Raw genomic sequence first — 26,206 nt, forward strand, 5'->3', positions numbered from 1 at the left:
TTTGATTATTGCCAGCAAAGTTAACATCACAATTTAAAAAACTTATGGAAAGGTGTTTTTTTATGAATGCCAATGAAACCTTCGTCGTTGTTGATTTGGAGACAACAGGGCAAAGTGTGTCCAAGGGCGGACGCATTATTCAAATAGGTATGACATTTATTAAGAATCGCAAGATTGTTGACCATTTTGATTCTTTTATTAATCCTGGTCGTTTAATTGATCGTAACATTCAACAATTAACGCATATTTCACAAAAAGATGTACAAAATGCACCGTATTTTGAAGAGTTAGCACCCTTGTTACAAAATTTGTTGAAAGATACTGTGATTATTGCCCATAATGTTAATTTTGATTATCCGTACTTAAATGACGAATTTGAACGTTCTGGATTTCCGTTATTAACGGTATCGGCTATTGATACCGTGCAGTTGGCTCAGATTTTATTACCAACTGCACCAGGATACCGTCTACTAGATTTAACAACTTATCTGCACATTACATTGAACAATGCTCATCGTGCGAATGCTGATGCACACGCAACGGCATTATTATTTTTAAAGTTATGGCATAATGCTGAGCAATTACCACACAGTGTTCTACAGCAATTACAACAAGGCAATTGGCCACTTTTACGTCAGACACAAGATTTTTTACAGTTGATTAAAACAAAGAATAAGCGTTCTGATCTTGAAGTCGTTGATGGTATGTTCATCAAAAAGAAGATACTAGTTGCAAATGTTGAAAATCAAAAATTACCCCAGTATCAGACATCGGTACATCAAAAATTTCAGCTTTTTGGCCGTTGGTTAACGCCTAACGAGGCTCAAAATGAATTGATGAATCGAGTGAATCAATTCATTTCTAAACGTTCAGATGGCATTTTAACTGTTTTAACAGCTCCTAAAATTGGTAAGACACTGGGATATCTTGTACCGCTAATTTTAAATCGTGCATCACGACCGATTGTACTGTTAACCAACGATGAAAGTTTACAAATTCAGCAACTATCGCTGGTAGAAAAAATAACCAAAATACTCGATATCAAATGTAATAGTGCTATTTTGTACGATGCCAAGAAATATATTGATATTAATCGTTTTGCAACCTTATTAGTGAACGATGAGGGCGTGAATCAAACACAAATTTTTAAAGCACGTGTATTGGTGTGGTTGACGCAAACAAACACCGGACTACTGCATGAAATACAAGTAGGTGCTAATAATATTGATATGTTACCATTGATTTGTGGAGATGAAGAAAGTACTTATTTCAAAAGAGCACAAGCTAAGTCAAAACAAGCTGATGTGCTTATCATGAATTTTGAAACCTATTTTAATCAAGCAACACAATTACGTCAGAATCGACAGTTAAAATATTGGCCGATTGTCGTGATGGAGACACCAAGTCAGTTTGTGTCAAATTTAAAAGATTATTTCCATGTTGGCTTGCCGTTAACAGAAATTCAACAAACATTAAAAGAACTGATTCATCGAGAAATAGTTGGACTAACTCATAAACAGCGATTATTTATTAAACAAGGTGTGAGTGAGGCTTTGAAAATAATTAAGCAAATTCACCAATCAAATAACACTGTAGCGAATCTCAAGCGTACGGAACGTCTTTTGATTGTTTTAATGCATTTAAGTGACATTATTAAAATTGGTTTTGTCTCTATACCAACAGCGTGGCATGATGCGGAAGTTCAACTTGTCAAAATTAAACGGCTGCAACAGCAAAAAGACGTGATTTATACTGTGAATAAAGAACAACTGGCTGATCAAATTGAATCCACGATATCATTTGATATTTTAGATCATCAAATATATCAAGATAAATTCATCAAACATATCCATAAACTATTAATTGTCAGTGAATATTTAGACAGTGATGTGAGTGAGTTTTTACGCGATGTGCCAAAAGAGATAACGGTTGAACGTGAGTTTATTCATAATGAAACAAAACCTGTGCAAGTTATCCAAATGCAAAAAGCTTCACCAATTATACACTTACAAGCGATAACGCAATATAGTCAGGGTGAGATATTAATGATCGTACCAGACGAGTCAAGAGTGAATCATTGGTACCAAAAGTTGCGTCACACAGTCACCACGAATTATAATGTGATTGCTGAAGGTGTGACAGGTAATCTGGAAAAAATCCAGCGACAAAGTCATGCAGAGCAAGCTAATATTATGATTGTGACGCCTAAGATATTTATGACGATGTGGTTACGTGATCAGGAATTACCAGCAATTGTTATTGTACCCGAAAAATCAGTATGGCAACCTGTGTCAAGGTTAGCCTTAGTATTGACACAAATGCAGCGGCATGAATCAGCTATGTTAATTACGCAATTAAATGCGATGCAGCGTCACCGCTTCAAATCGCAAATTAATATTATGCCAAATTTTAATGAAAAGCAGAACATGAACCAGTCTTATAGCCAAATTTTTAAAAATTTTTGATATAATAACATAGGACGTCGTAGGGGGGTACAACATAATGATGCAATTTAAAGATGATATTCGAATACGACAACCTAAGAAACATGATCATGTCCATTGGGCACGTATTTGGTTTATTTTAGTTGGCATCGGTATCATTTTGGCGGCGCTTAGCCTAGGATATTCTTACCTATCACTTTCACCAATGCGTCATGAAGAAAATCGTTTACAGCGATTGGTCAAAGAAAAAACGGACATTGCTACTGTGCAGAAAGTTAATGTCAATTATCGTCAACAAACAACTTATGCAGTCATAGGGACTACAAGTTCTGGCAAAGAAAAAGTAGCCATTGTTCATGCAAAAAATAATAGTATCACGATGCATAATCGCAGTAATGGTATGAGCAATGACCAAATACGACGACTTATTGTCAAAAATTATAAGCCTAGAAAAATATATTCAGTTAACATTAGTGAGTATAAACGTGCTTTGGTTTGGGAAGTTAGTTATAAAGGTGAGAACGAAACCTTAAACTATGTGACTTTAGATTTTAAAACTGGTAAGCCTTATCGTGTTATTAAGGGACTTTAGTCTATTATAAGGAGAAAAGATGATTTCAAAAAGAGCCCAAGCAATTAGCCCAGCTGCGACACTCGCAATGAGTAAATTAGCTAAAGATATGCAAACTGATGGTATAGATGTGATTAATCTTGGTGTTGGCGAATCTGATTTTCAGACACCTGAAAACATTACAACTGCAGCTATTGCAGCCATTCAAGCTGATAAGACCAGCTTTTACACACCAGCAGGTGGTCTTGATGAATTAAAGCAAGCGATTGTTGATGATGTCAAGCGACGCTATGATGCAGTGATTGCACGCAATAATGTCGTTGTAACAACAGGTGCAAAATTATCATTATATGCATTAATGCAAGTATTAATCAATCCTAATGATGTTGTCGTTTCAGCAGCACCATTATGGGTGAGTTATGTTGAGCAAATTAAATTGGCGGGTGGGCAACTAAAAACTATTCAGGCAAATAATATAGCTTTGAAACTCACACGAGCTGATTTGGAGATGGTGTCTGACCCCATTAAAGTTGTTATTGTCAATTCACCTACCAATCCAACAGGTGCTGTTTATACAAGGGATGAGATTACTGATATTTTGGACTGGGCTAAAACACGTGATACTTATGTTATTTTAGACGAAATTTATGGTCAATTAGTTTATAATGGAACACAATTCACGTCGGGATTACAGTTACAGGAACTAGAGGATAGTCATATGATTATTGTCGATGGTGTTTCAAAATCTTACGCTATGACCGGTTGGCGTATTGGGTGGACATTGGCTAGTTCAGAAATCATTGCTGCCATGAATAAACTTGTTGGACATTTAACTTCAAACCCTACAGCAGTAGCCCAATATGCAGCTATTGCTGCATTAACGGGACCACAAGATGCTATTGAAAGTATGCGGTTGGCTTATGAGCAGAGGTTAAATACAACATTTGATCGATTAAATAACGTACCAGGACTTCATGTTGCAGTTAAACCACAAGGTGCATTTTATCTATTCCCCAAAGTGTCAGATAATATATTGTCAGCTGCTGGCGTTTCAAGCACGTATGAATTATCACTCAAAATTTTACAAGAAGCACATGTTGCTTTGCCAGCAGGTGAGGGTTTTGGAATGCCTGGTTACTTACGCATGGGTTATGCAAAAGATCAAGCTGTTTTAGATGAAGCAATCCAAAGACTAACAATTTTTTTCAAACAATATATTTAATTTAAAAATAGGAGAAAGGCGTTAAAAGCATATAGCAATTCACAGCTGATTGTGAATATTTAATAGCAGATCAGTTATTGTATGTTTTTGCACACTACACAAACATGTCACAAGAAATACCTACAATTCAAATTATTGATGCCAGCAAATATGTTGGACAAACGGTTAAAATAGGCGCTTGGCTACGTCAAAAGCGTGGTTCTGGGAAGATTTCTTTCTTGCAACTGCGTGATGGTACGGCTTTTTTTCAGGCAGTAGTCGTAAAAGCCGATGTTTCGGAACAACTTTTTGAGCGCTCAAAGGGTTTGAAGCAAGAAACAAGTATGTACGTTACTGGTGAAATTCACGAGGATACGAGATCGTCATTTGGTTTTGAGATGGCTGTTTCAGATATTGAAATTATTGGTGAAAGTCATGATTATCCAATTACGCCAAAAGAACATGGTACGGATTTCTTGTTTGATGAACGCCATTTGTATTTACGTCATTTGAAGCCGTTTGCGACGCTTAAAATCCGTAATACATTAGTTGCGGCTTCATATGAATTCTTCAATCAAGAAGGGTTTACCAAATTAGATGCACCATTCTTAACAGGATCAGCTGCCGAGGGAACCACTGACTTATTTGAAACAGATTATTTTGGTGAGTCTGCATTTTTGGCACAAACTGGGCAATTATATGCCGAGGCAGGTGCTATGGCGTTTGGTAAAGTATTTACTTTTGGTCCTGCTTTCCGTGCTGAAAAGTCTAAAACACGTCGTCATCTGACAGAGTTTTGGATGATTGAACCAGAAATGGCTTTCACACACCAAGAAGAAAGCTTGGTTGTGCAAGAACATTATATTGCGTTCTTGATCGAAAAGGTTTTGGAGAAAAATGATCAAGAATTAGATATTCTTGAACGTGATAAAGATTTATTGCGATCGTATACACAACTGCCTTATCCACGTGTGAGCTATGATGATGCCATTAAATTATTACAAGATAATGACTTTGACGTTGAATGGGGTGTAGATTTTGGTTCACCAGAAGAAACATTTTTGGCAAATCACTTCGCTAAACCTATATTTATTATTAACTACCCGAAGGCAATTAAAGCATTTTATATGAAGCGCCACCCTACAAGAGATGACATCGTCATTTCAGCTGATTTATTAGCACCAGAAGGTTATGGTGAAATTATTGGTGGTTCTGAACGTGAAGATAATTATGACTTATTGAAGGCACGTATTGAAGAACAGAAGCTAGATATGGCCGAATATGAATGGTATTTAGATTTGAGACGTTATGGCTCAGTTCCTCATTCAGGATTTGGTCTTGGTTTAGAACGTATGGTTACGTTTGTAACAGGTGAAGAACATATACGTGAGGCCATACCGTTCCCACGTATGATTAACCGATTACGTCCGTAATGATTAGGCTAAGGCTACGAACAATATGAAAACGTGGTAAACTTAAATAGAGTGAAAACGTCCAAGAACAACTTGGACGTTTTTCAAACGGGTTGATGAATAAATTTGGTGGAATGATGACATTAGACAAGCGGGTACAGCAATATATTCAATCTGGACATACGAGTATTAGTAACGATTTATTATTGCACTACCAAGAAATAGGAATGGATAATGATGATCTTGCACTTTACTTGCAAGTTATGCGTATTCAAAATAAAGGGGACACAGCGACACCACAGGTTTTAGCAAGTCTGTTACATGTGACAGAAAGTACTGTTATTACTCGCTTAAAAAGCTTGATTACACGGGAACTGATGGTTATTTCTGCCACGAGTAAACAAGTAGAAACGTATGATTTCACACCAGTAGTTGAGAAATTACTACAAGGTCAGCAAGTAGCTGCTCAGTCAATGATTTCAGATGGTAAGTCTGTGCGTCGGGAAATTTTTCAAACCATAGAGGTGGAGTTTGGCAGACCATTAACACCAATGGAAATGCAAACCATAGGGCATTGGTTTGATCAAGACCATTTTGAGCCTGAACTGATGTTATTAGCTATACAAGAGGCTGTTGCTAATAATGCGCGTAGTTTGAGGTACATTGAAACAATTTTGGTGAATTGGAAGCGAGATAATGTTCGTACACCTGCACAGGCACAACTTGCCAAACAAAAACGTCGTGGTGTAACTTATACTTACGATAATTTATTTTAAAATAATGTATGGCTTGTCGTGTGTCAAATCAAGATGAAAACCAAAGATTGGTTGACAGGTTTCTGAAAATAGTTGCGTATTGTTTGACATTTCGCGTAACCGTGTTGTTAGTTGTGATAAGCTCATCGCATAATGTCCTGGAACGAGCAGTATATTAGAATGATCAGGAGCATAGTTGATTTGAGAAATAGCAAGGATTTCGGTCTCTTTTTGCCAGTATATCAGACTATCTGGTGACATATATTGTGTGAGTTCTTCGAAATTATTTAGTTTCATAATTATAGTATATAGGAAAAACGAATAGTTTAAAATATTCGATTAAGAAGGAAATTTCATGGAAGAAAAATATCATTTAATGGCAACTGCAGCAGCAGGCCTAGAATCACTTGTTGGTAAAGAACTCGAACGACTGGGCTATGAACACCAAGTAGAAAATTATCGTGTCCGCTTTGATGGATCAGCGCGTGATATTTTGAATGCTAATATATGGTTGCGTACTGCTGACCGAGTGAAAATAATTGTTGGTGAATTTGATGCCAAAACTTTTGACGACTTATTTGAGGGGGTCAAAGCATTACCTTGGGAGTCTTACTTAAATTATGATTCCGAATTTCCAGTGGCAGGACGTTCAAAAAAATCTGAATTATTCAGTGTGCCAGATGTGCAAGCCATTACTAAAAAAGCGATTGTTAACCGCTTGCAAGATGCCTACCATATTCGTACACGTTTACCTGAAAATGGTTATTTTGCACAGTTAGAAGTCATGCTTGAAAACGATCACGTGATTGTAACACTTGATACAACTGGCCCTTCATTATTCAAACGTGGCTATCGTGTTGAAAAAGGAAGTGCACCATTAAAAGAAAACTTTGCTGCTGCATTAGTTTTGTTAACTAATTGGCATCCCGATCGCCCATTTGTTGATCCAACAACGGGTTCTGGTACAATTGCTATTGAAGCAGCTTTGATTGGTCGCAATATTGCGCCCGGGTTAATTCGTGATTTTGATATTGAAAAAATGGACTGGTTTGATAAGTCACTATCAGATAGTGTGAGAGATGAAGCTGAAGCGCAGGCTGATTATGATCGAGCATTAGATATTGAAGCATTTGACATTGATCAGAGCATGATTGACATTGCTGTTGAAAATGCTAAACATGCCGGCTTAGGTCAGGATATTATATTTAAGCAGTTAGCAGCCAAGGATTGGCAAACTGATAAAGTTAATGGCGTACTAGTATCTAACCCACCTTATGGTGAACGATTAGGTGAATTAGATGCAGCACGTGAATTGTATCAACAAATGGGGGCTGTATATCAGCAATTGCCAAGTTGGAGTAAGTATATTTTAGCAAGTGATTTGGATTTTGAAACATTTTATGGTGAAAAAGCAACGAAATGCCGTAAACTATATAATGGTGCTTTGCGAGTTGATTATTTTCAATACTGGGGTCGCCGTGTAAAGTAAAAATAACTCTTATGCATTATGCATAAGAGTTATTTTTTCATTTGTGCATTGCTGAGCATTTTTACGATCAATACAAATGTTATAATTTGGTAATAATATTTTATGATCATAGAAAAGAGGTTGTGCATGATTGAAGCTAAAACAAGTTTGTTGGATATTTTTTCTGATAATTTAGCCACCGTATTACCGAGTCCAATTCACACATTTAGTGAGCGGGTGAGTAATGTACCTAACATTTTGAAGTTGACGATTGGGGAGCCTGATTTTGCAATTCCAGATCACATTAAACAGGCGGCAGTGCATGCAATTGATGCAGATGACTCCCACTATTCAGTGTCAGCCGGAACTATTGCACTACGGAAAGCAGCCAGCTTCTTTTTAAACAAACGCTATGGATTAAATTATGAACCTGAAACAGAAATATTAACGACAGTTGGTGCAACAGAAGGCATATTCACAATTTTAGCAGCTATTTTAAATCAAGGTGATCAAGTTATGATTCCAACACCTGCTTATCCTGTCTATGCTGAAATGGCACGTATTAATGGTGGGAAACCGCTGTTTGTTGACGTTTCTCAAGACAGCTTTATTTTGTCGCCTAAAAGGCTTCGGGATGTTATCGATGCAAATGATAACATTAAGGCTATCATTTTGACAAATCCATCGAATCCAACAGGGGTGACGTATACTGCCGATGAATTAGAGGCGCTTGCCGATGTTTTGCGTGAGACTAATATTTTAGTGATTTCAGATGAAATCTATGCTGAATTGAGTTATGATCGTGCGCATGTGTCAATGGCTAAATTCTTACCTGAACAGACAATTGTTGTCAACGGTGTATCCAAGTCTCATGCAATGACTGGGTATCGAATTGGTATTTTAGCTGGTCCGGCTGCTCTTATGACAGAATTTAATAAATTACATAGTTTTATTATTATGACACCATCGAACCCAGCCATGGCAGCGGCAACGGAGGCTTTCAGTAATCAGCAGAGCTTCCAAGATACAATTGAAATGAAGTTAGAATACCAGCGCCGACGTGATTTTCTAGTGACGAGCCTGAGTCAATTAGGTTTTGAAGTTGGGACACCTAGTGGCGCATTTTATATTTTTGCCAAAATCCCTCAAGATTTGATACAAGATGATATTTCTTTTGCAAATGATTTAGTTGAGAAACAACAATTAGCAATTGTTGCGGGTTCAGGATTTGGGCCAGGCGGAGAAGGATACATTCGTATTAGTTATGCTGCTTCAATGACCATGCTTGAAGAAGCAGTCAAAAGATTAATTAGCTACACAACCTTAGTTCGTGATAAGCAATTGATCTAGTGATTCATAAAAAATGAAGAAACATGAGTAAATACTTATTTTTTTAAAACAATGATTGATTTATTTTATTGACGTGTTAAAATAAATTATTTACATAGAAGGGAAAGTTATGTTAGCATAACTAGTCAAAGAATGAGTATAGTTTATATGCGTCGAGCGCAGAATAGTGATTTGTCTGAAATTAAACATATTATTGATGGTGCGCGTAAGTATTTAAAAAAGCAAGGTATCGATCAGTGGCAGTCAGGTTATCCTGATGAAGAAATCATTAAAAAAGACATAGATAATTCTGAAGGTTTTGTATTAATTGTTGATCATCATGTCGCGGGTTATGCTGCTGTTATTATAGGCGAGGATCCAGCCTATCGTTTCATCGAAGAAGGGGCATGGCTAAATGCATCTATCGAATATGCCACTATCCATCGGTTTGCCCTATCGGAGAGCTACCGCGGTCAAAAACTGTCACAACGATTTATGACTGCTATTTTAACTTATTTCAATACATTACAAATAAACGACTTCCGTATCGATACACATCCTGAAAATATTTCAATGAGGCGTGTTATTAAATCCAATGGTTTTAGTAAACAAGGGATTATTCATGTTGACGAAAAACAGGCGATTAATAATCTCCGATGGGCTTATCAATTAGTTTTGAGATGATATGTTAACTATTTACTTATTATAAGTAAGCTGTTAAGCTAATTATAGCAACTGATTATGAATTAATCACTAGGAGGAAAGGCCATTACTAAAAGAGCTATTCAAACTTTGTTGGGTAGATCATTGAGTGAGGCTAAAATATGATGATGTCATTTACAGATTTACAAGAGAAACGGCGCTCAATATACGTATTAGGTGATAATGTTTCACAAACACCAGAAGAATTATTTGAATTAGTTAAATCTGCGGTTAAGCATGCACCAACTGCTTTTAATAATCAAACAGTACGTACCGTAGTTTTATTTGGTGAAAAGAAAGATCAATTGTGGGATATTACAGCTGATCGTTTAAAATCTGAAGTGCCGACTGAAGCTGCGTATCAAAATACGTTGGAAAAACTGAATAGTTTTAAGGCTGGCGTTGCAACAGTGTTATTTTACTCAGATACCGATGTTGTTAAGACATTTGAAGAAAATATCCCATTATATTCAGAAAATTTTTATGATTGGTCTGAACAAGGACATGGTATTGCAGAGTATGCCACATGGTTAGCAGTAACGGAAGCTGGGTTGGGTGCCAACATTCAACATTATAATCCATTAATAGATGAATCAGTGGCTAAGGCATTTGAGATACCAGCTCATTGGCGATTACGTGCTCAGTTAAATATTGGATCAATTGAAGAACCAGCACCAACTAAAGAGTATATGACTGACGATGATCGTTTTAAGTTAGTTAAGTAATTTTTTATAAGAATAGAAAAAGCAAGTGATGATTGATCATCACTTGCTTTTTTCCTGTGTAAATTTATTTTTTAATGCAGCAACTTTTTCAGCTTTTGATAACTGTGTTTGCTGATTTGATTTGTATTTTGCATCGGCTTGTTTTTGTTTAAAATCAATTTGATATCGTCCCATTTAAAAACTCCTTATCTAGAAATTCAATTATACCATTAATTTGATAAAATACATATGACTATAGTTATATTTTTTACTAGGAATTGCTCATTTGAGTGGCGTATGGCATAAATAGAGAATGACATATCAATTTTGAAAAACCTAAGAAAAAAATGAAATAAGGATTTACTTGCTAAAAAAATAGGTGAATTAATTCAATTCAATTCATCTATTTTTTCTTCTGATATTGTACCCGTCATTAAATAATCAATATTTTTAGAAATCCATTCAACATCTTTATTCCACCAATCCAGTGATTGCAAATGTTTAATGATATGATTTGAAAATCTTTTTCTAATTTGCTTTGCAGGGTTTCCAGCAACAATTGAGTAAGCTGAAACATCTGTAGCTACCACGCTGTTAGCACCTATGATAGCGCCATTTTCTATATGTACTCCTGGTAAAATTGTGACATTTTGCCCGATCCAAACATCATTTTCTATAATTGTATTTCCTTTGTTAGGTAAGTCGGTAATTTGAAGAACATGTTTAGACCATTCATCTCCCATAATATAAAAAGGGTAAGATGTTATACCTTTCATAAGATGGTTTGCACCGTTCATTACAAATTCTACATTTTCACCAATTGAGCAAAATTTACCGATAATTAATTTATCGTTTATAAAATCATAGTGATGTGTAACATGTTCTTCGAATTTTTCTGGTTCTTTATCTGAGAAATAAGTATATTCTCCGACCTCAATATTAGGGTTAGTAACAACATTTTTTAAAAATACAATGCTTTTGACGTTGTCATCAGGATAAATTTTATTGGGATCTGGAAATTCAAGCATTATGAATACTCCTTTTTTAAAGTTAGTATATTTTATAAACATATTACCATAATTATTTAAACAATATATCAAGTAGTGGTGTTTTTTTCACATAAATTGTATATAGACAGAAAAACTTTACACGATGCTATCAGAAAACGACAAATAAAGTATCCCTACTCTAAGCATAAAAATAAAAAGGCGTGGTATTTTAGTGAGGCAATTCAGGATAGAGAGTTAAGTTCATTAATAAATTAAGGTTAAAATAATTAAATAAAATGATTTTAATTAGTCATTAAGTATATTATAATGTTTAGTGTAAACGCTTACAATCATTGAAAGAGGTAACTAATGTCATGAAACGAATTTTTGAAGTTAATCCTTGGACAGTCACATCACGTGATTTAAATCCTAAAGACAAGCGCCTTCAAGAATCAATAACAAGTTTGGGTAATGAGTACATGGGCATGCGTGGCATGTTTGAAGAAGTGTATTCAGGTGACACACACCAAGGTATCTACATTGGTGGTGTCTGGTTTCCTGACAAAACACGTGTAGGCTGGTGGAAAAATGGGTATCCACTTTATTTTGGTAAAGCTATCAACGCCTTGAATTATGTCAAAGCAGATATTCATGTGGATGGCAATCAAGTTGATTTAGCTAAAAATGATGTTACTGATTTTGAAATATCTTTGGATATGAAAGTGGGTGTTTTGAAGCGTACTTTTACAGTATTTGGGGTGACGTTCAAAATTACGCGCTTAGTGTCAACAGTGATTAAGGAATTGGCTGACATTCATTATGAATTCTCATCTTCCGATGGTCAAAAGCACCAAATTCATTTTGATGCTAGTATTGATGCCGATGTTGTCAATGAAGATTCAAACTATGACGAGAAGTTCTGGCAAATTTTGGATGCGGGTAATGAAGTCGATTCATCATTTATTGCCACCCAAACGATTGCAAATACATTTGGCGTACCGCAATTTACAGTAGTCGCTCGACAAAGTTTTTTCGGTGGTGAAAATCATCATATGACACGCTCTGAAAAAGAAGTAACAGATACATTTGATATTGAAGTTCCAAAGCAGGGGTTAGTTAACTTTGAAAAGCGCGTGATCGTCATAACTTCACGTGATTATGATACGCTCGCCAAGGTGATTGATACAGGTAAAAAATTAACAGAAAATATTGCCAAAAAATCATACGCTGACATCTACAATGCTCACGCGCAAGAATGGGCTAATCGATGGGAAAAAGCTGATGTTCAAATTGAAGGAGACGATGCAGCACAACAGGGCATTCGTTTCAATTTATTCCAATTATTTTCAACCTATTATGGTAATGATCCACGCTTAAACATTGGACCAAAAGGTTTCACTGGTGAAAAATATGGCGGTGCAACTTATTGGGATACAGAGGCCTTTGCTATTCCAGTTTACCTTGGTGTTTCTGATCCATCAGTCACACGTTCATTACTTCAATATCGATTTGACCAATTAGACGGGGCTTTCCATAATGCCAAAGAACAAGGCTTAAAGGGTGCTTTGTATCCCATGGTGACCTTTGATGGTATTGAGTCACACAATGAATGGGAAATTACGTTTGAAGAAATTCACCGTAACTCAACCATTGCCTATGCCATTTATAACTATACTAACATTACTGGTGATCATTCATGGTTGGCTGGTGATGGGGCACAAGTTTTGTACAACATTGCCCGATTCTGGGCTGATCGTGTTCACTATTCAGCACGCAATGATAAGTACATGATTCACGGGGTTACCGGTCCAAATGAGTATGAAAACAATGTGAATAACAATTTCTATACGAACTGGATGGCTAAGTGGGTTTTGCAATATTCACTTGTGCACTATGCCGAAATTAATGATAATGAAAAAGTTAAGTTGGCTTTAACAACGGACGAGTTGGCTAAGTGGCAGGAGATTGTCGACAAGATGTATTTACCTGAAGCTGATGTTGAAACCAAAACAGGTAAAAAGCACATCTTTGTGCAACACGATACCTTTTTAGACAAAGATTTGACGCCAATTGCCGAGATGCCACAAGATATTCGACCAATCAACCAAAACTGGTCATGGGATCGTATCTTACGTTCACCGTATATCAAGCAATCTGACACATTGCATGCGATGTTCTATTTCCCAGATGCTTTCACAGAAGCAGAGAAACGTCATAATTTTGAATTTTACGAACCATTGACAGTGCACGAATCATCATTATCACCATCTGTTCATTCTATTTTGGCATCTGATTTGCAAATGGAAGAGAAGGCAGTTGAAATGTATGAACGTGCCGCACGTTTGGATTTAGATAACTATAATAATGACACCTCTGATGGATTGCATATTACCGCGATGACAGGTTCGTGGTTAGCTATTGTGCAAGGATTTGCTGGCATGCGTGTACGTGATGATAAATTACATTTGAAACCATTCTTACCAAAGAACTGGACTAAGTACGCTTTTCGTTTGGTGTTTCGCAATCACGTTCTTGAGGTATCAGTTGATGGGCAAGGTTCTCACGTTGACTTAATTTCAGGTGAACCGTTGGTAATTGACTTATTGGATCAGGATATTACTTTGATCAAATAAGCCAGTAATTTGTTGACCTGCTATATGATATGAATTGGTCTAATAAAAAAGGCTCGTAACTGTCGTTTACGAGTCTTTTAGTGTGCGTATTGTTTGACCAGCGATGATTTCAATATCTGTGTAAATAGCGGTATTAGTGCTAAGTTGGTTGTTAATTAGAGCAGTAATGGCTAGTTCACCCATCAGTTGAAAGTTCTGTTTGGCGTTAGTGAGGATAGGTCGTGTTAGTTGTGTTAGTTCAGTACCGTCAATAGATATAATTGATAAGTCGTTTGGAACCTGTAAGCCAGCATCTTTAGCGCCATTCAAAATACCAATACTAATAATATCAGCAGAACTAATTACAGCGGTAAATGGTAGTGGTGTCCCATAGTGTGGAATTGTTTGGAGACCTAATTCATAACTGATGTTATTCCCCCAAATGAAGTCAGGATTATACTTAATATTATGTTTGGCTAAGGCATCAATAAACCCTTGACGCCTGACTGTAGCAACCACTGGTTCAATCATTGAGGAGCCAATAAGTGCCATCTGACGGTGCCCATGGTCATAAAGATAATTCACAATTTGAGACATCATGTCATAATTGTCTGAGGATATTGATGGGACTCCATCATTTAATTGGTTTGAAATGCTTAATACTTGAATATTGGAGGTTTTGATTAATTGATGAATTGGCAAAGTAATGTCGACTGCCAACATAAAGATAGCTAATAATTGACGTGATAGGAGTGCTTTAACTGTTTGCATTTGCTGCTGGTGGTCATTGCCAAAGAAAGTAATCAGTAGTTCGTAGCCGTTTTCATAAGCCTTATTTTGCATGCCTTTAATAATTTCATCAGCAAAGTTGGTGTGTGCTGTCGGAATTAAAACACCAATCACGCGGCTTTGCTTTTGAGATAAATCAGCTGCTGATTGATTTTTAAAATAGCCTAATGATTGTGCTATAGTACGAACTTGTTTAGCGGTATCGTCATTAAAACGCCCGCGATTGTTGAGAATGCGAGAAACTGATGCTGGCGAGAGGTTTGCTTTTTTTGCGATGTCTTTTAGAGTAACAGTCATAATATATCTATTATACATAAAAACCGTTGACAATTATAATGTAAACGGTTACAATAATAATTGCGTAAACGCTTACGCAATTATTATTGTTTTAAATCTATATATGTGAGGGAAATTTATGACAGAAATAAAATGGTGGCAAGAAGCCGTTGTCTACCAAATCTATCCACGGAGTTTTCAAGATAGTAATGGTGATGGCATCGGCGATATTCCTGGCATTATTCAACGTTTACCCTATTTAAAAAAATTGGGTATTCAAGTGATTTGGTTAAGTCCCATTTATCAATCACCAAATGATGATAATGGGTACGATATTAGTGACTATCAAAAAGTATTACCAGAATTTGGTACGATGGCTGATGTTGAAGAGATGCTTCAAGTTTCACATCAATTGGGATTGAAGATCATGATGGACTTAGTGGTTAATCATACGTCAGACGAACACGACTGGTTTAAGGCAAGCCGTAAAACAAAAAATAATCCTTATCGTGATTACTATATTTGGCGTGATCCAGTCGATGGTCATGAACCTAATAATTGGTTGTCTGATTTTGGTGGGTCAGCATGGACCTATGATCAACAGACCGAACAGTATTATCTGCACATCTTTTCTAAAAAACAGCCAGATTTAAATTGGGATAATCCGGTGTTGAGAAATGAAATTTATGATACCATGACTTGGTGGCTAAATAAAGGTGTTGATGGCTTCCGAATGGATGTGATTAATCTCATTTCAAAAGATTCTGATTTTCCTGATGATCCAAATGTAGATGCGGTCAATCATGCCTCATCAATGAATTTTGTAGCAAATGGACAGCATGTCCATCACTATTTAAAAGAGATGAATCAGCAAGTATTGTCGCATTACGATGTTATCACTGTGGGCGAAGCGCCTAATGTCACGACAGCTGATGCAATAAAATATGCGGGTTTTGATTCAAATGAATTACAAATGGTTTTCCAGTTTGAGCATGTTGAAATTGATAATAGTCCCGAAGGATTAGGTAAATGGAGCGATGAACGTTTCAAGTTGGTGGATTTGAAGCGGATTTTATCAAAATGGCAATCGGCGCTAGATGGGAAAGCATGGAATAGTCTATACTGGAATAATCATGATCGGCCACGGGTGGTATCACGTTTTGGTAACGATTCGGATGAATATCGTGAAAAGTCTGCCAAAATGTTGGCAGTGACACTGCATTTTATGCAGGGGACACCTTATATTTATCAAGGTGAAGAAATTGGGATGACCAATATCGCCTTATCATCAATTGATCACTACCAAGATATCGATACACGTCATGCTTACCAAGATTTAGTAGTCGACCAAAAGCGAGTAGCGCCAGAAAGAATGATGCAATTTATACATCATTCTTCTCGAGATAATGCACGTACACCTATGCAGTGGGATAACACAGTCAATGCTGGTTTTACAACAGGGCAACCATGGTTAACTGTCAATCCAAATTATCGGCATATTAATGTCAATCAATCGCTTGAAGATGAACATTCAATCTTTCATTTTTATAAAAAAATTATTGCCTTACGACAACAGCTACCTATTATCACAACTGGGCGATATGAAGTTTTGGATTTAGAGGATAACGATGTTTATGCTTACAAACGTGTTGATGGCGAATCGCAGTTATTAATTGTCAGTAATTTTTCTAGTACAGAGCAGACGCGTCATTATCAATTAGGTCAGCAGGCTGAATTACTCATCAGTAATTATGAAGATGATGCCGGTGATTTATTAAGACCATATGAATCTAAAGTATATTTAGAGAATGTTTAAACGTTTAAATGTAAGCGCTTACTATAATTATTAAATAGACTAGAGGACTTGCACTAGTCAAGGAGAATATAATGGTGGATATAAAAACACAAAATAGAAGAGAATTACCGATACTAACCAGTATGCAGCTATTTTTAATGACTGTTGGGTACGCTGGTGTACAAGTTGCTTTTTCAGTGCAAACTGGAAATATGGGGAGAATTTTTCAGACGTTAGGAACAGATCCGACGAAACTTGGTTTTTTCTTTATTCTACCGCCTTTAGCTGGTATGATCACACAACCGCTAGTTGGTATGTTTTCAGATAAAACATGGATTCCAAAATTAGGCAGACGAATACCATACTTGATAGGTGGATGTTTTGTTTCATTAATTGTTTTGTTGCTATTGCCAAATACTGGTTCATTTGGTTTTGGTTATGGTTCACTTACTGCACTCTGGTTTGGTGCCGTTACAGTTTTGTTCATGGATTTATCAGCCAATGTGTCCATGCAGCCATTTAAAATGATCATTCCAGACATGGTGAATCAGTCTCAAACTGATAAGGCATGGAGTTTGCAAAATATATGGGGTAGTTTAGGTGGTGTGATTGCCTTTATGTTCCCTTTCATTTTGACAACATTTGGGGTGCCTAATACTGCCGCACGTGGTGTTGTGCCAGATTCTGTAAAAATATCATTCTATGTTGCAGCTGGTATCTTGCTTTTATCAACAATTTTCACATTAAAAAATGTTAAAGAATATGACCCAGAAACTTTGGCATATTATCATGGCTTTGCAAATGCGGATAAGAAGCACGAATCATTACTTGATATTTTGAAGCATGCACCAAAAGTTTTTTGGACATTAGGTATTGTAGAATTCTTTATTTGGTTTGGTATTCCTTATATGTGGACGTACTCAACAGGTGCTTTATCTGAAAATATATGGGGTGTGTCAGACCCAGCTTCTGCTGGATATCAAGCAGCTGGTAACTGGTTTGGTATTTTACAGGCTGTTTATTCAATTGTTGCTATTATTGTTGGTCTCTTTTTCCAAAAATTGAATAATAGTACACGAAAAGGCGCTTTCTTCTTGAGTCTTATTGCTGGTGGTTTAGGATTCTTAGTTGTGGCTTATGGGCACACACACTTGACTTCATTTATTGGTTTTGTATTGATTGGTATTGGTTGGATCGCCATTATATCAATTCCATTTACCATTTTAACCAACGCGTTAAACGGTATGCATGACGGTGTATATTTAGGTTTGTTTAATTGCTTTATCTGTATACCACAAATTGTTGCTTCAATTGCTAGTTTTGCTATTTTCCCAGCAGTAGGAAAGTCAATGGCACATATGCTTGCAATTGCTGGTGTTTTCTTAATGATAGGTGGTTGCTTAATCTTTATTGTTAAAGAAGAAAAATAGAATTTAGAAAAGGGGTTAGAAATTATGACAAATAACATTAAATGGTGGCAAAAGGCAGTTGTATATCAGGTTTATCCAGGATCATTTCAAGATGCAAATGGTGATGGCATAGGAGATTTGAAAGGGATTGAACAGCGGCTTGATTATATTCAAAAATTAGGCGCGGATGTGATTTGGTTAAATCCAATTTACGCTTCACCCGACAAAGACAATGGTTATGATATTTCTGATTATGAAGATATTAACCAAAAATTTGGAACCATGGCTGATTTTGATGATTTATTAGAAAAAGCGCATGATAAAGGTCTAAAAATATTAATGGATTTGGTGGTCAATCACACTGCTGATCAACATCAATGGTTTATTGAGAGCCGTTCATCTAAAGATAATGACAAGCGTGATTTTTATATTTGGCGTGATCCGGTTGATGGTCATGAACCAAATAATTGGGGATCATTCTTCTCTGGCCCTGCTTGGAAATTTGACGAAGCGACTGGTCAATATTATCTCCATTTATTTGTTGAGGGACAACCTGATTTAAATTGGGCCAATCCAGAAGTTAGACAAGCAGTGTTTGATATGATGAACTTCTGGGTAGATAAAGGTATTGATGGCTTCCGTATGGATGTTATTTCATTAATTTCAAAACCAGATGGTTTGCCAGATGGTGAAGTACCAAATAATGGTGAATATGGTAATTCAGATAAAGCAGTAGCCAACGGTCCCCACGTCCATGACTATCTTCAAGAAATGCGCCAAAAAGTTTTGAACCGTGCTGATATGATGACTGTTGGTGAGGCATCGGGTGTTGATATTACTAATGCTGCCCGATATGCTAACACAGATGGTTCTGAATTGAATATGGTATTTCAATTTGAACATATGGGGTTAGATAATAACCCAAATCCCGCATTAAGTAAGTGGTATGACAAAAAAGTATCATTGGTTGATTTGAAGGAAAACTTATCAAAATGGCAAAATGAATTGGCTGGTAAAGCCTGGAACTCACTTTACTGGGACAATCATGATCAGCCACGAGCAGTTTCTCGATACGGAGATGATAGGCCAGAATATCGTGTTGTTTCAGCAAAAATGGTTGCCACATTGCTTCATTTTCTTCAAGGCACACCGTACGTTTATCAAGGTGAAGAAATTGGCATGACTAACGCTTATAACCTCAAACGTGAGGATTTTGATGATGTGGAAATTAAGCAGGCTTTTAAATATCTTGTGGAGAAAACTAAATTAGTTGATGAAAACACTATGCTTAACTACGTTCATGCTAAAGGGCGTGATAATGCAAGAACACCCATGCAGTGGGATGATTCAGAGAATGCTGGGTTTACAACAGGTACACCTTGGTTGAAGTTGAATAGTAATTATGACAGTATCAATGTCCAAGAAGCGTTGGCGGATAAAAATTCTATTTTCTATTATTATCAAAAATTAATCCGTTTACGTCATGATATGCCAATTATAACAACTGGTATTTATGAGTTGCTAGATGCGCAAGATGCTGAAGTATATGCTTACCGACGTGTCGGCAAAAAAGACCAATTACTAGTAATTAATAATTTCACAGATCAAAAATTAACGCGAGAATACCATGTACCAAGTGATGCTGAATTGATTATTAGTAATTATTCTGATGATCAAGGTGAGACACTACGACCATACGAAGCCAAAGTTTATCTTTTTAAGAAGTAATAGTGGCATCGTGTGAATATTAAAATTGACTTGACTTTGATCGCTGTTAAAGATATGATAAAAACATATATTAAAGCCGATGAAATTGGAAAAATTATTGTTTAGTCAATCAGAAATTTTGCGTATGATGCGAGCAAAACAAAGACATAATTTTAGACACCTTTGAGGTCGCTGTTGTTTAAGGCAGTGCGTGGTAGCGCGATAAGCAGCAGAAGTGATACCTTAGGGTATCAATATTTAAGGTGGTACCGTGCAATTGCGCCCTTAACGAGAAATCGTTAAGGGCGTTTTTCGGTTTGTCAATTAAAAATATTAAGGAGAAAATTGATGTATATTTTCATACGTCAAGAATAAAATAATTATGTCAAAATCTATATTCCAACGGCCAAAGGGTACCGCTGATTTATTACCCGATCAAACTGCCCAGTGGCAACATGTTGAAAGTGTCGCACGATTACTTTTTGGTGATTATAATTTTAAAGAAGTTAGAACACCAATATTTGAAAATTTTGATGTTTTTTCACGTTCAGCAGGTGATACGTCTGATGTTGTGACCAAAGAAATGTATGATTTTCATGATAAAGGTGATCGTCATGTTGCACTTAGACCTGAGGGTACTGCTGGTATTGTGCGTGCTTATGTTGAAAATAAGTTATTTGGGCCAGAATTTGATAAGCCATACAAAGTTTTTTATATGGGACCAATGTTTCGCTATGAACGACCACAAGCTGGCCGTTTTCGTCAATTTCATCAAATTGGTGTCGAGGCTTTTGGGTCCAATGCACCAGCACTTGATGTTGAAATTATTGCAATGGCGGTAGATTTTTTCAAAATTTTAGGTTTGAAAAATTTAAAAGTAGCAATTAATACATTGGGTGACCGCGAGTCACGAGATGCGTATCGTCAGGCTTTAATTGATTATTTAACACCGCATAAAGCTGAATTATCTGTTGACTCACAAGAACGATTGGATAAAAATCCGTTACGTGTTTTGGATTCAAAAGACCCACGAGATCAAGTATTTGTTGCAAATGCACCATCTATTTTGGATTATTTATCAGATGAAGCAACAACACATTGGCAGCAAGTAAAGGCCTTATTACAAGCGTTGGCTATTGATTTTGAAATTGATACAACAATGGTTCGTGGCCTTGATTATTACAATGATACGATATTTGAAATCATGACCGTTGATGAAAACTTAAAAGGCGCAGCTACAATTGCTGGTGGCGGTCGCTATTCTGGTTTAGTGTCAGAATTTGGTGGACCTGAAACAGCTGGTTTTGGTTTTGGTATTGGGGTGGAACGCTTAATCAACTTATTGAATGCGCATGATGTTGCGCCAAAAGTTAATCATGATTTAGATTTCTATATTGTCAATATTGGGATCGAAACTGATCTTGTTGCAACTCAAATTGTACAAAGTATTCGTTCATTTGGTTATATTGCCGAACGCGATTATTTAGCACGTTCAGCTAAAGCACAATTTAAGACAGCTGATCGCCAGCATGCAAAATATGTTGTTACAATTGGGGAGCAAGAATTAGCCAACCATACAGCTAAAATTAAAAATATGACTACTGGTCAGCAGAAACTGGTAAAGTTAGCAGATTTGTATACAGATTTGCCAACAATTATTGATTCAGAAGGAGATGAACAATGAAACGTACAACTTATGCAGGATTAATTGATGAAAGTTATCTTGGACAATCTGTCACATTGGCTGGATGGGTCCAGAAACGTCGTAATTTTGGCGACTTGATTTTTATAGATTTACGTGATCGTGAGGGTATCGTACAATTAACGTTCAACGCAACAAACGCTGAGTCGCTTAAGGTTGCAGACGAAATGCGTAATGAGTATGTGGTGTCAATTACCGGGGAAGTTGTTAAACGTAAAGAAAGCCAGATTAATGATAAAATCAAATCAGGTACGGTTGAGATTGATGTTGTCAGTGCTAAAATCTTGTCACAATCAAAAACGCCACCATTTTACATTGAAGATGACGTTAATGCCAATGAGGAGCTGAAATTACAGTATCGCTATTTAGACTTGCGCCGCCCAGAAATGCAGAAAAATCTTAGAATTCGTTCGAAAATTATGTCTAGCGCTAGTCACTTTATGGACAATAATGATTTCATTAATGTTGAAACACCCATTTTAGCCAAATCGACACCAGAAGGAGCACGTGATTATTTGGTACCTTCACGTATTTTCCCAGGTTCGTTTTATGCACTACCACAATCGCCACAGCTTTTTAAGCAGTTATTAATGGGCGCAGGATTTGACCGTTATTTCCAAATTGCACGTGCTTTTCGTGATGAAGATTTACGTGGTGATCGTCAGCCAGAATTTACGCAAATGGATGTGGAAATGTCATTCATGTCGGCAGACGAAATTCGTGCGCTAGTTAATGAATGGGTTAAGGCAATGATGAAAGACGTTGTTGCGTTTGATTTGGATACGAAAAAAATTCCAACATTAACATGGCAGGAATCAATGGACCGTTTTGGTACAGATAAACCTGACCTACGTATTGCATATGAAATTCATGATTTATCTGATCTTATGAAACAAAGCGAGTTTGGTGTCTTTTCTAAGGCTGTTCAAGACGGTGGTGTTGTCAAAGCTATTGCCATTCCTGGCGGTGCAGCGCACTATTCACGTAAAGATATTGACAAGTTGGCCCAATATATTGAGCGTTTTGGTGCTAAAGGTTTGGCTTGGTTAAAGGTTACTGAAGAAGGTGTTAGTGGACCAATTGCTAAGTTTTTCCCTGAACCAAGTCAGTTAGTTAAGGCTGCTGGTGCACATGTTGGTGATTTGTTGCTCTTTGGTGCTGGACGTAACGATGTTGTTTCGGCAACATTAGATTATTTGCGTCGTCAAACAGCGCAAGATCTTAATTTAGTTAATCAAACAAATCCATGGGCATTTGCTTGGATTGTGGATTGGCCACTATTTGAATATTCAGAAGATTTTGATCGTTGGATTGCTGCCCATCATCCATTCACAATGCCAAACGAAGAAGATTTACACTACTTAGATGAAGGGGAAGATCCTCATCAAGCACATGCACAAAGTTATGACCTTGTGTTAAATGGTTATGAATTAGGTTCTGGTTCAATTCGTATTCACAGTATGGCGATTCAAGAAAAAATGTTAAAAGCACTTGGTTTCACACCGGAAAAAGCACATGAAGCTTTCGGATTCTTACTAGAAGGTATGTCATATGGTTTCCCACCAATGGGTGGTATTGCTTTGGGACTCGATCGCTTAGCCATGCTACTAGCTGGTCAAGAAAATATTCGTGAAGTGATTGCTTTCCCAAAGAATTCTCGTGCCACTGAACCAATGACAGAAGCGCCAACACGCGTTGATGGCAAACAATTAAATGATTTAGGATTATTTGTGCCAGAAAGTGACTAATAGAATAGGTTTTTGAAAATAAAATGTTAGTATCGTATTTTATAATTGCTAATGTTATGATTAGATGGGCTAATCGTTAGAGAATATTATTTGACCTTGACAGTTTGAAGGTATTTTACTGATAAGTTCAAAAAATAAAAGTATCAATCCAGAGGGAATAGGAACTATAAAGTGCGTTAATTATGCAAAAACTTATTCACAATTTTATGAAAAACCAATACGCTAGTCGTGTTGGTGGCGCTGTATTTTACGGTGTCATTGTTGCATTTGCTATGAATTATTTCTGGCGTCCAGGGCATATTTATTCGTCAGGTTTTACTGGATTTGCGCAGCTAGTTACGACATTGACTGGGGATAGAATACCTGTCGCTTTAGCACTAGCATTGGTTAACTTACCAATGTTAGTAATTGCTTGGTGGAAGTTATCTTGGCGTTTTGCTACTTTTACCACGTTGGCAGTATTATTAAGTTCGGCTTTGATGCCATTATTTGATACAAGGCGTATTTTAACACCTGATCCATTGATCAATGCCATGTTTGGTGGGGCGCTTAATGGTATGGCGGTGGGAACCGCCTTACGTTATGGCGTTGGTACCGGTGGTTTAGATGTTATTGGTTTACTAGTTAAGAAGCATTTCGGTTTCAAAATGGGACCCATTAATCTTGGCTTTAATGCATTAATTATGGTTGGTGCAGGCTTAACTTATGGTTGGAAATATGCTTTGTATTCAATTGTTGGTGTGATTATTAGTTCACGTATGATTGATGCTTTTTATACACGTCAGCAGCAGATGCAGGTGATGATTATTACAACTAAACCAGATGAAATGGTTGATGGTATTCAACGAAAAATGCGTCGAGGCGTCACGATTATTAATGATGCGCGTGGTGGTTATACAGGTCAAGAGCGATCAGTTTTGCTAACAGTGATCACGCAACAAGAGCGCTACGAATTACGTGAGGCAATGCGAGAAGTGGACGCACAAGCTTTTTCATCTACTTGGAAGATTGAGCATACTGTCGGTCGTTTTTATGAACCGGAGTTATAATGTTTGATTTTCAAACAAAAACGTCAACACATATGTGTTGACGTTTTTTATTTACAAAGTAACGGTTGGCGCAGCAGTAGATGCAAACTTACGATGTGATAAGAAACCGAATATAAGTGTAAATACAATAGCACCAATAGCTGGCATTCGCGAGTCAGATTCGAAGAACAAACTAATATAAATACCGGCAAAGAAGATAAGCGTTAGTGGGCTAGTCCAATTATAACCAGGCATGATGAAGCCATTAGGTATAAAATCAGTAGATTCTCGGAACTTACGATGCGCATACATCGTCATACCATAAACAATAATATACATATTTGAAGAAATTGCTGTGATGAAACCAAAAGCACTTGTTATTTGAGGAATTGAATTAATAATAGGTGATAAGAGTACTAAAATAGCAGTCAATATAATGGCTTTGGCAGGTACACCATGAGTCGAAATTTCTTGGAATTGCTTCATAAAATGTGAGTCAGACTCTTCAGCCAGTTGATAAAAATGGCGACCGGCTGAGTATATAGCTGAGTTTAAGGCAGAAGCTGCTGAAGTTAAGACAACGAAATTAATGACAACGGCTGCAGCTTTGAAGCCAGCCAACTGAAAGACCATGACAAAGGGACTTTGATTAGGTGTTTTGGCAATAACGTGCCAATTGATAATAGACATAATAATTACCATGGCACCAAGATAAAAAATAAGAATTCTTAGAATAATCGTATTAATTGCTTTTGGTAGTACTTCTCTTGGATTTTGTGTTTCCGCAGTTGTAATGCCAACGAATTCCATGCCTTGAAACGCGAAGAAAACCATAGGGAAAGCAGCAAAGAACATGCTAGCGCCATTAGGGAATAGTGAAAAATTAGAGAAAACATTACCAAACGATGCTACCGTATGACCACCACTAGCGGGTGACTTGAAGCCTGTGAAAATTAGGAAGAGTCCAGTAATTATCATGGCCACAATAGCAATAATTTTAATCATGGCAAACCAATATTCTGTTTCACCAAATAATCTAACGGCAACTAAGTTTATCATAGTCAGAATAGCCAAAAAGACAATTTGGATTAACCAAGTTTGTAAGTTAGGAAACCAGAATTTAACATATGTGGATACTGCCGTTAATTCAGCCATAGCCACGAATAGTAGTCCAATCCAATAAGACCACCCGGCAAAGTAACCGGACCCAGCGCCAACATATTTACTAATGAAAGAAACAAATGTATGTTGGGAAGGGTCTGCATAAAGCATTTCACCAATACCACGCATCATGAGAAAGAAAAAGAAACCTAATGCTGCATAAACAATTAAAATTGAAGGACCAGTTTTGGCAATTGAATTACCAGCGCCTAAAAATAGTCCTGTACCGATTGTGCCACCAATGGCAATCATTTGAACATGTTTCTTTTTCAAGCCTCGAATTGTACCGTCGTGATTTATAGTTGTATTTGTATATTTCATCATATAAACATTGCCTCCCTTGATTGAGGACAAGTTTATCATAATTATCATTAAACCTTCATTTTTTGTTGCACAACAATAAA

The 26,206-nt window shown here is 36.8% G+C and carries 21 protein-coding genes; 16 read left to right on the forward strand and 5 right to left on the reverse strand.

The annotated features are described in order from the left end of the window. Positions 1-62 precede the first annotated feature (62 nt). The 5 genes from FGL89_RS00135 (at position 63) to FGL89_RS00155 (ending at position 6,404) form a co-directional block, all read left to right on the forward strand. A complete protein-coding gene (locus tag FGL89_RS00135) occupies positions 63-2,465 on the forward strand; it encodes an exonuclease domain-containing protein (RefSeq protein ID WP_014974481.1) in 2,403 nt (800 codons plus the stop codon). A 37-nt stretch (positions 2,466-2,502) separates the two neighbouring features. Next, positions 2,503-3,036, forward strand: coding sequence for a cell wall elongation regulator TseB-like domain-containing protein (locus tag FGL89_RS00140; protein ID WP_014974480.1), 534 nt, complete (start codon positions 2,503-2,505; stop codon positions 3,034-3,036). 19 nt (positions 3,037-3,055) lie between these two features. Next, a complete protein-coding gene (locus FGL89_RS00145; protein ID WP_014974479.1) occupies positions 3,056-4,237 on the forward strand; it encodes a pyridoxal phosphate-dependent aminotransferase in 1,182 nt (393 codons plus the stop codon). Positions 4,238-4,341: 104 nt separating this feature from the next. Continuing rightward, the gene (asnS, locus tag FGL89_RS00150; protein ID WP_014974478.1) at positions 4,342-5,649 is read left to right on the forward strand and encodes an asparagine--tRNA ligase; all 1,308 of its coding nucleotides are present in this window, start codon (positions 4,342-4,344) and stop codon (positions 5,647-5,649) included. A gap of 116 nt (positions 5,650-5,765) precedes the next feature. Continuing rightward, positions 5,766-6,404 carry a DnaD domain-containing protein gene (locus FGL89_RS00155; protein ID WP_041773220.1) on the forward strand — a complete coding sequence of 213 codons (639 nt, stop codon included), beginning with the start codon at positions 5,766-5,768 and terminating at the stop codon, positions 6,402-6,404. Here the strand turns inward: FGL89_RS00155 and FGL89_RS00160 are convergent. Further along, positions 6,396-6,680, reverse strand: coding sequence for a hypothetical protein (locus FGL89_RS00160; protein ID WP_041773155.1), 285 nt, complete (start codon positions 6,678-6,680; stop codon positions 6,396-6,398). The two genes, FGL89_RS00155 and FGL89_RS00160, sit on opposite strands and share 9 nt — an antisense overlap. A gap of 58 nt (positions 6,681-6,738) precedes the next feature. On the opposite strand from FGL89_RS00160, the gene FGL89_RS00165 reads away from it, so the two are divergent. The 4 genes from FGL89_RS00165 to FGL89_RS00180 all read left to right on the forward strand — a co-directional run bounded on the left by FGL89_RS00165 (position 6,739) and on the right by FGL89_RS00180 (position 10,607). Beyond that, the gene (locus FGL89_RS00165; RefSeq protein WP_014974475.1) at positions 6,739-7,872 is read left to right on the forward strand and encodes a THUMP domain-containing class I SAM-dependent RNA methyltransferase; all 1,134 of its coding nucleotides are present in this window, start codon (positions 6,739-6,741) and stop codon (positions 7,870-7,872) included. 126 nt (positions 7,873-7,998) lie between these two features. Further along, positions 7,999-9,201, forward strand: a complete 1,203-nt coding sequence (locus FGL89_RS00170; RefSeq protein WP_014974474.1) for an aminotransferase class I/II-fold pyridoxal phosphate-dependent enzyme — start codon at positions 7,999-8,001, stop codon at positions 9,199-9,201. Positions 9,202-9,333: 132 nt separating this feature from the next. Further along, on the forward strand, positions 9,334-9,864 hold the full coding sequence (locus tag FGL89_RS00175; RefSeq protein ID WP_243129498.1) for a GNAT family N-acetyltransferase: 531 nt from the start codon (positions 9,334-9,336) through the stop codon (positions 9,862-9,864). A gap of 140 nt (positions 9,865-10,004) precedes the next feature. Beyond that, positions 10,005-10,607, forward strand: a complete 603-nt coding sequence (locus FGL89_RS00180; protein ID WP_014974472.1) for a nitroreductase family protein — start codon at positions 10,005-10,007, stop codon at positions 10,605-10,607. A gap of 39 nt (positions 10,608-10,646) precedes the next feature. On the opposite strand, the gene FGL89_RS08760 is transcribed toward FGL89_RS00180, so the two are convergent. Together FGL89_RS08760 and FGL89_RS00185 are read right to left on the reverse strand one after the other, a co-directional pair. Then, positions 10,647-10,781 (reverse strand): hypothetical protein, encoded by a 135-nt coding sequence (locus FGL89_RS08760; RefSeq protein ID WP_014974471.1) that lies wholly within the window; start codon positions 10,779-10,781, stop codon positions 10,647-10,649. Between the two features lie 194 nt (positions 10,782-10,975). Further along, the gene (locus FGL89_RS00185; RefSeq protein WP_014974470.1) at positions 10,976-11,614 is read right to left on the reverse strand and encodes a CatB-related O-acetyltransferase; all 639 of its coding nucleotides are present in this window, start codon (positions 11,612-11,614) and stop codon (positions 10,976-10,978) included. 335 nt (positions 11,615-11,949) lie between these two features. Here FGL89_RS00185 and FGL89_RS00190 point away from each other — a divergent pair, with 335 nt between their 5' ends. Continuing rightward, a complete protein-coding gene (locus tag FGL89_RS00190; protein WP_014974469.1) occupies positions 11,950-14,208 on the forward strand; it encodes a glycoside hydrolase family 65 protein in 2,259 nt (752 codons plus the stop codon). A 66-nt stretch (positions 14,209-14,274) separates the two neighbouring features. Here FGL89_RS00190 and FGL89_RS00195 read toward each other — a convergent pair whose 3' ends face one another. Next, positions 14,275-15,273: a LacI family DNA-binding transcriptional regulator gene (locus tag FGL89_RS00195; RefSeq protein ID WP_147000252.1), complete on the reverse strand. Its 999-nt coding sequence runs from the start codon at positions 15,271-15,273 to the stop codon at positions 14,275-14,277. A gap of 118 nt (positions 15,274-15,391) precedes the next feature. Here FGL89_RS00195 and FGL89_RS00200 point away from each other — a divergent pair, with 118 nt between their 5' ends. The 6 genes from FGL89_RS00200 (at position 15,392) to FGL89_RS00225 (ending at position 24,662) form a co-directional block, all read left to right on the forward strand. After that, entirely contained in the window at positions 15,392-17,068 is a 1,677-nt protein-coding gene (locus FGL89_RS00200; RefSeq protein WP_014974467.1) for a glycoside hydrolase family 13 protein, read from the forward strand. Positions 17,069-17,139: 71 nt separating this feature from the next. After that, positions 17,140-18,477: an MFS transporter gene (locus FGL89_RS00205; protein WP_014974466.1), complete on the forward strand. Its 1,338-nt coding sequence runs from the start codon at positions 17,140-17,142 to the stop codon at positions 18,475-18,477. Between the two features lie 24 nt (positions 18,478-18,501). Continuing rightward, positions 18,502-20,184 (forward strand): glycoside hydrolase family 13 protein, encoded by a 1,683-nt coding sequence (locus FGL89_RS00210; RefSeq protein WP_147000253.1) that lies wholly within the window; start codon positions 18,502-18,504, stop codon positions 20,182-20,184. A 361-nt stretch (positions 20,185-20,545) separates the two neighbouring features. Continuing rightward, complete coding sequence (hisS, locus tag FGL89_RS00215; protein WP_014974464.1) at positions 20,546-21,847, forward strand: histidine--tRNA ligase; 1,302 nt, start codon at positions 20,546-20,548, stop codon at positions 21,845-21,847. Next, on the forward strand, positions 21,844-23,613 hold the full coding sequence (aspS, locus tag FGL89_RS00220; RefSeq protein ID WP_014974463.1) for an aspartate--tRNA ligase: 1,770 nt from the start codon (positions 21,844-21,846) through the stop codon (positions 23,611-23,613). Before hisS ends, aspS begins: the two co-directional genes overlap by 4 nt. Before the next feature lie 182 nt (positions 23,614-23,795). Next, positions 23,796-24,662, forward strand: coding sequence for a YitT family protein (locus FGL89_RS00225; protein WP_014974462.1), 867 nt, complete (start codon positions 23,796-23,798; stop codon positions 24,660-24,662). 51 nt (positions 24,663-24,713) lie between these two features. Here the strand turns inward: FGL89_RS00225 and FGL89_RS00230 are convergent, their stop codons facing one another. Next, a complete protein-coding gene (locus tag FGL89_RS00230) occupies positions 24,714-26,126 on the reverse strand; it encodes an amino acid permease (protein ID WP_014974461.1) in 1,413 nt (470 codons plus the stop codon). Positions 26,127-26,206: the final 80 nt, after the last annotated feature.

Source organism: Leuconostoc carnosum, from assembly GCF_007954525.1.
GTDB lineage: Bacteria > Bacillota > Bacilli > Lactobacillales > Lactobacillaceae > Leuconostoc > Leuconostoc carnosum.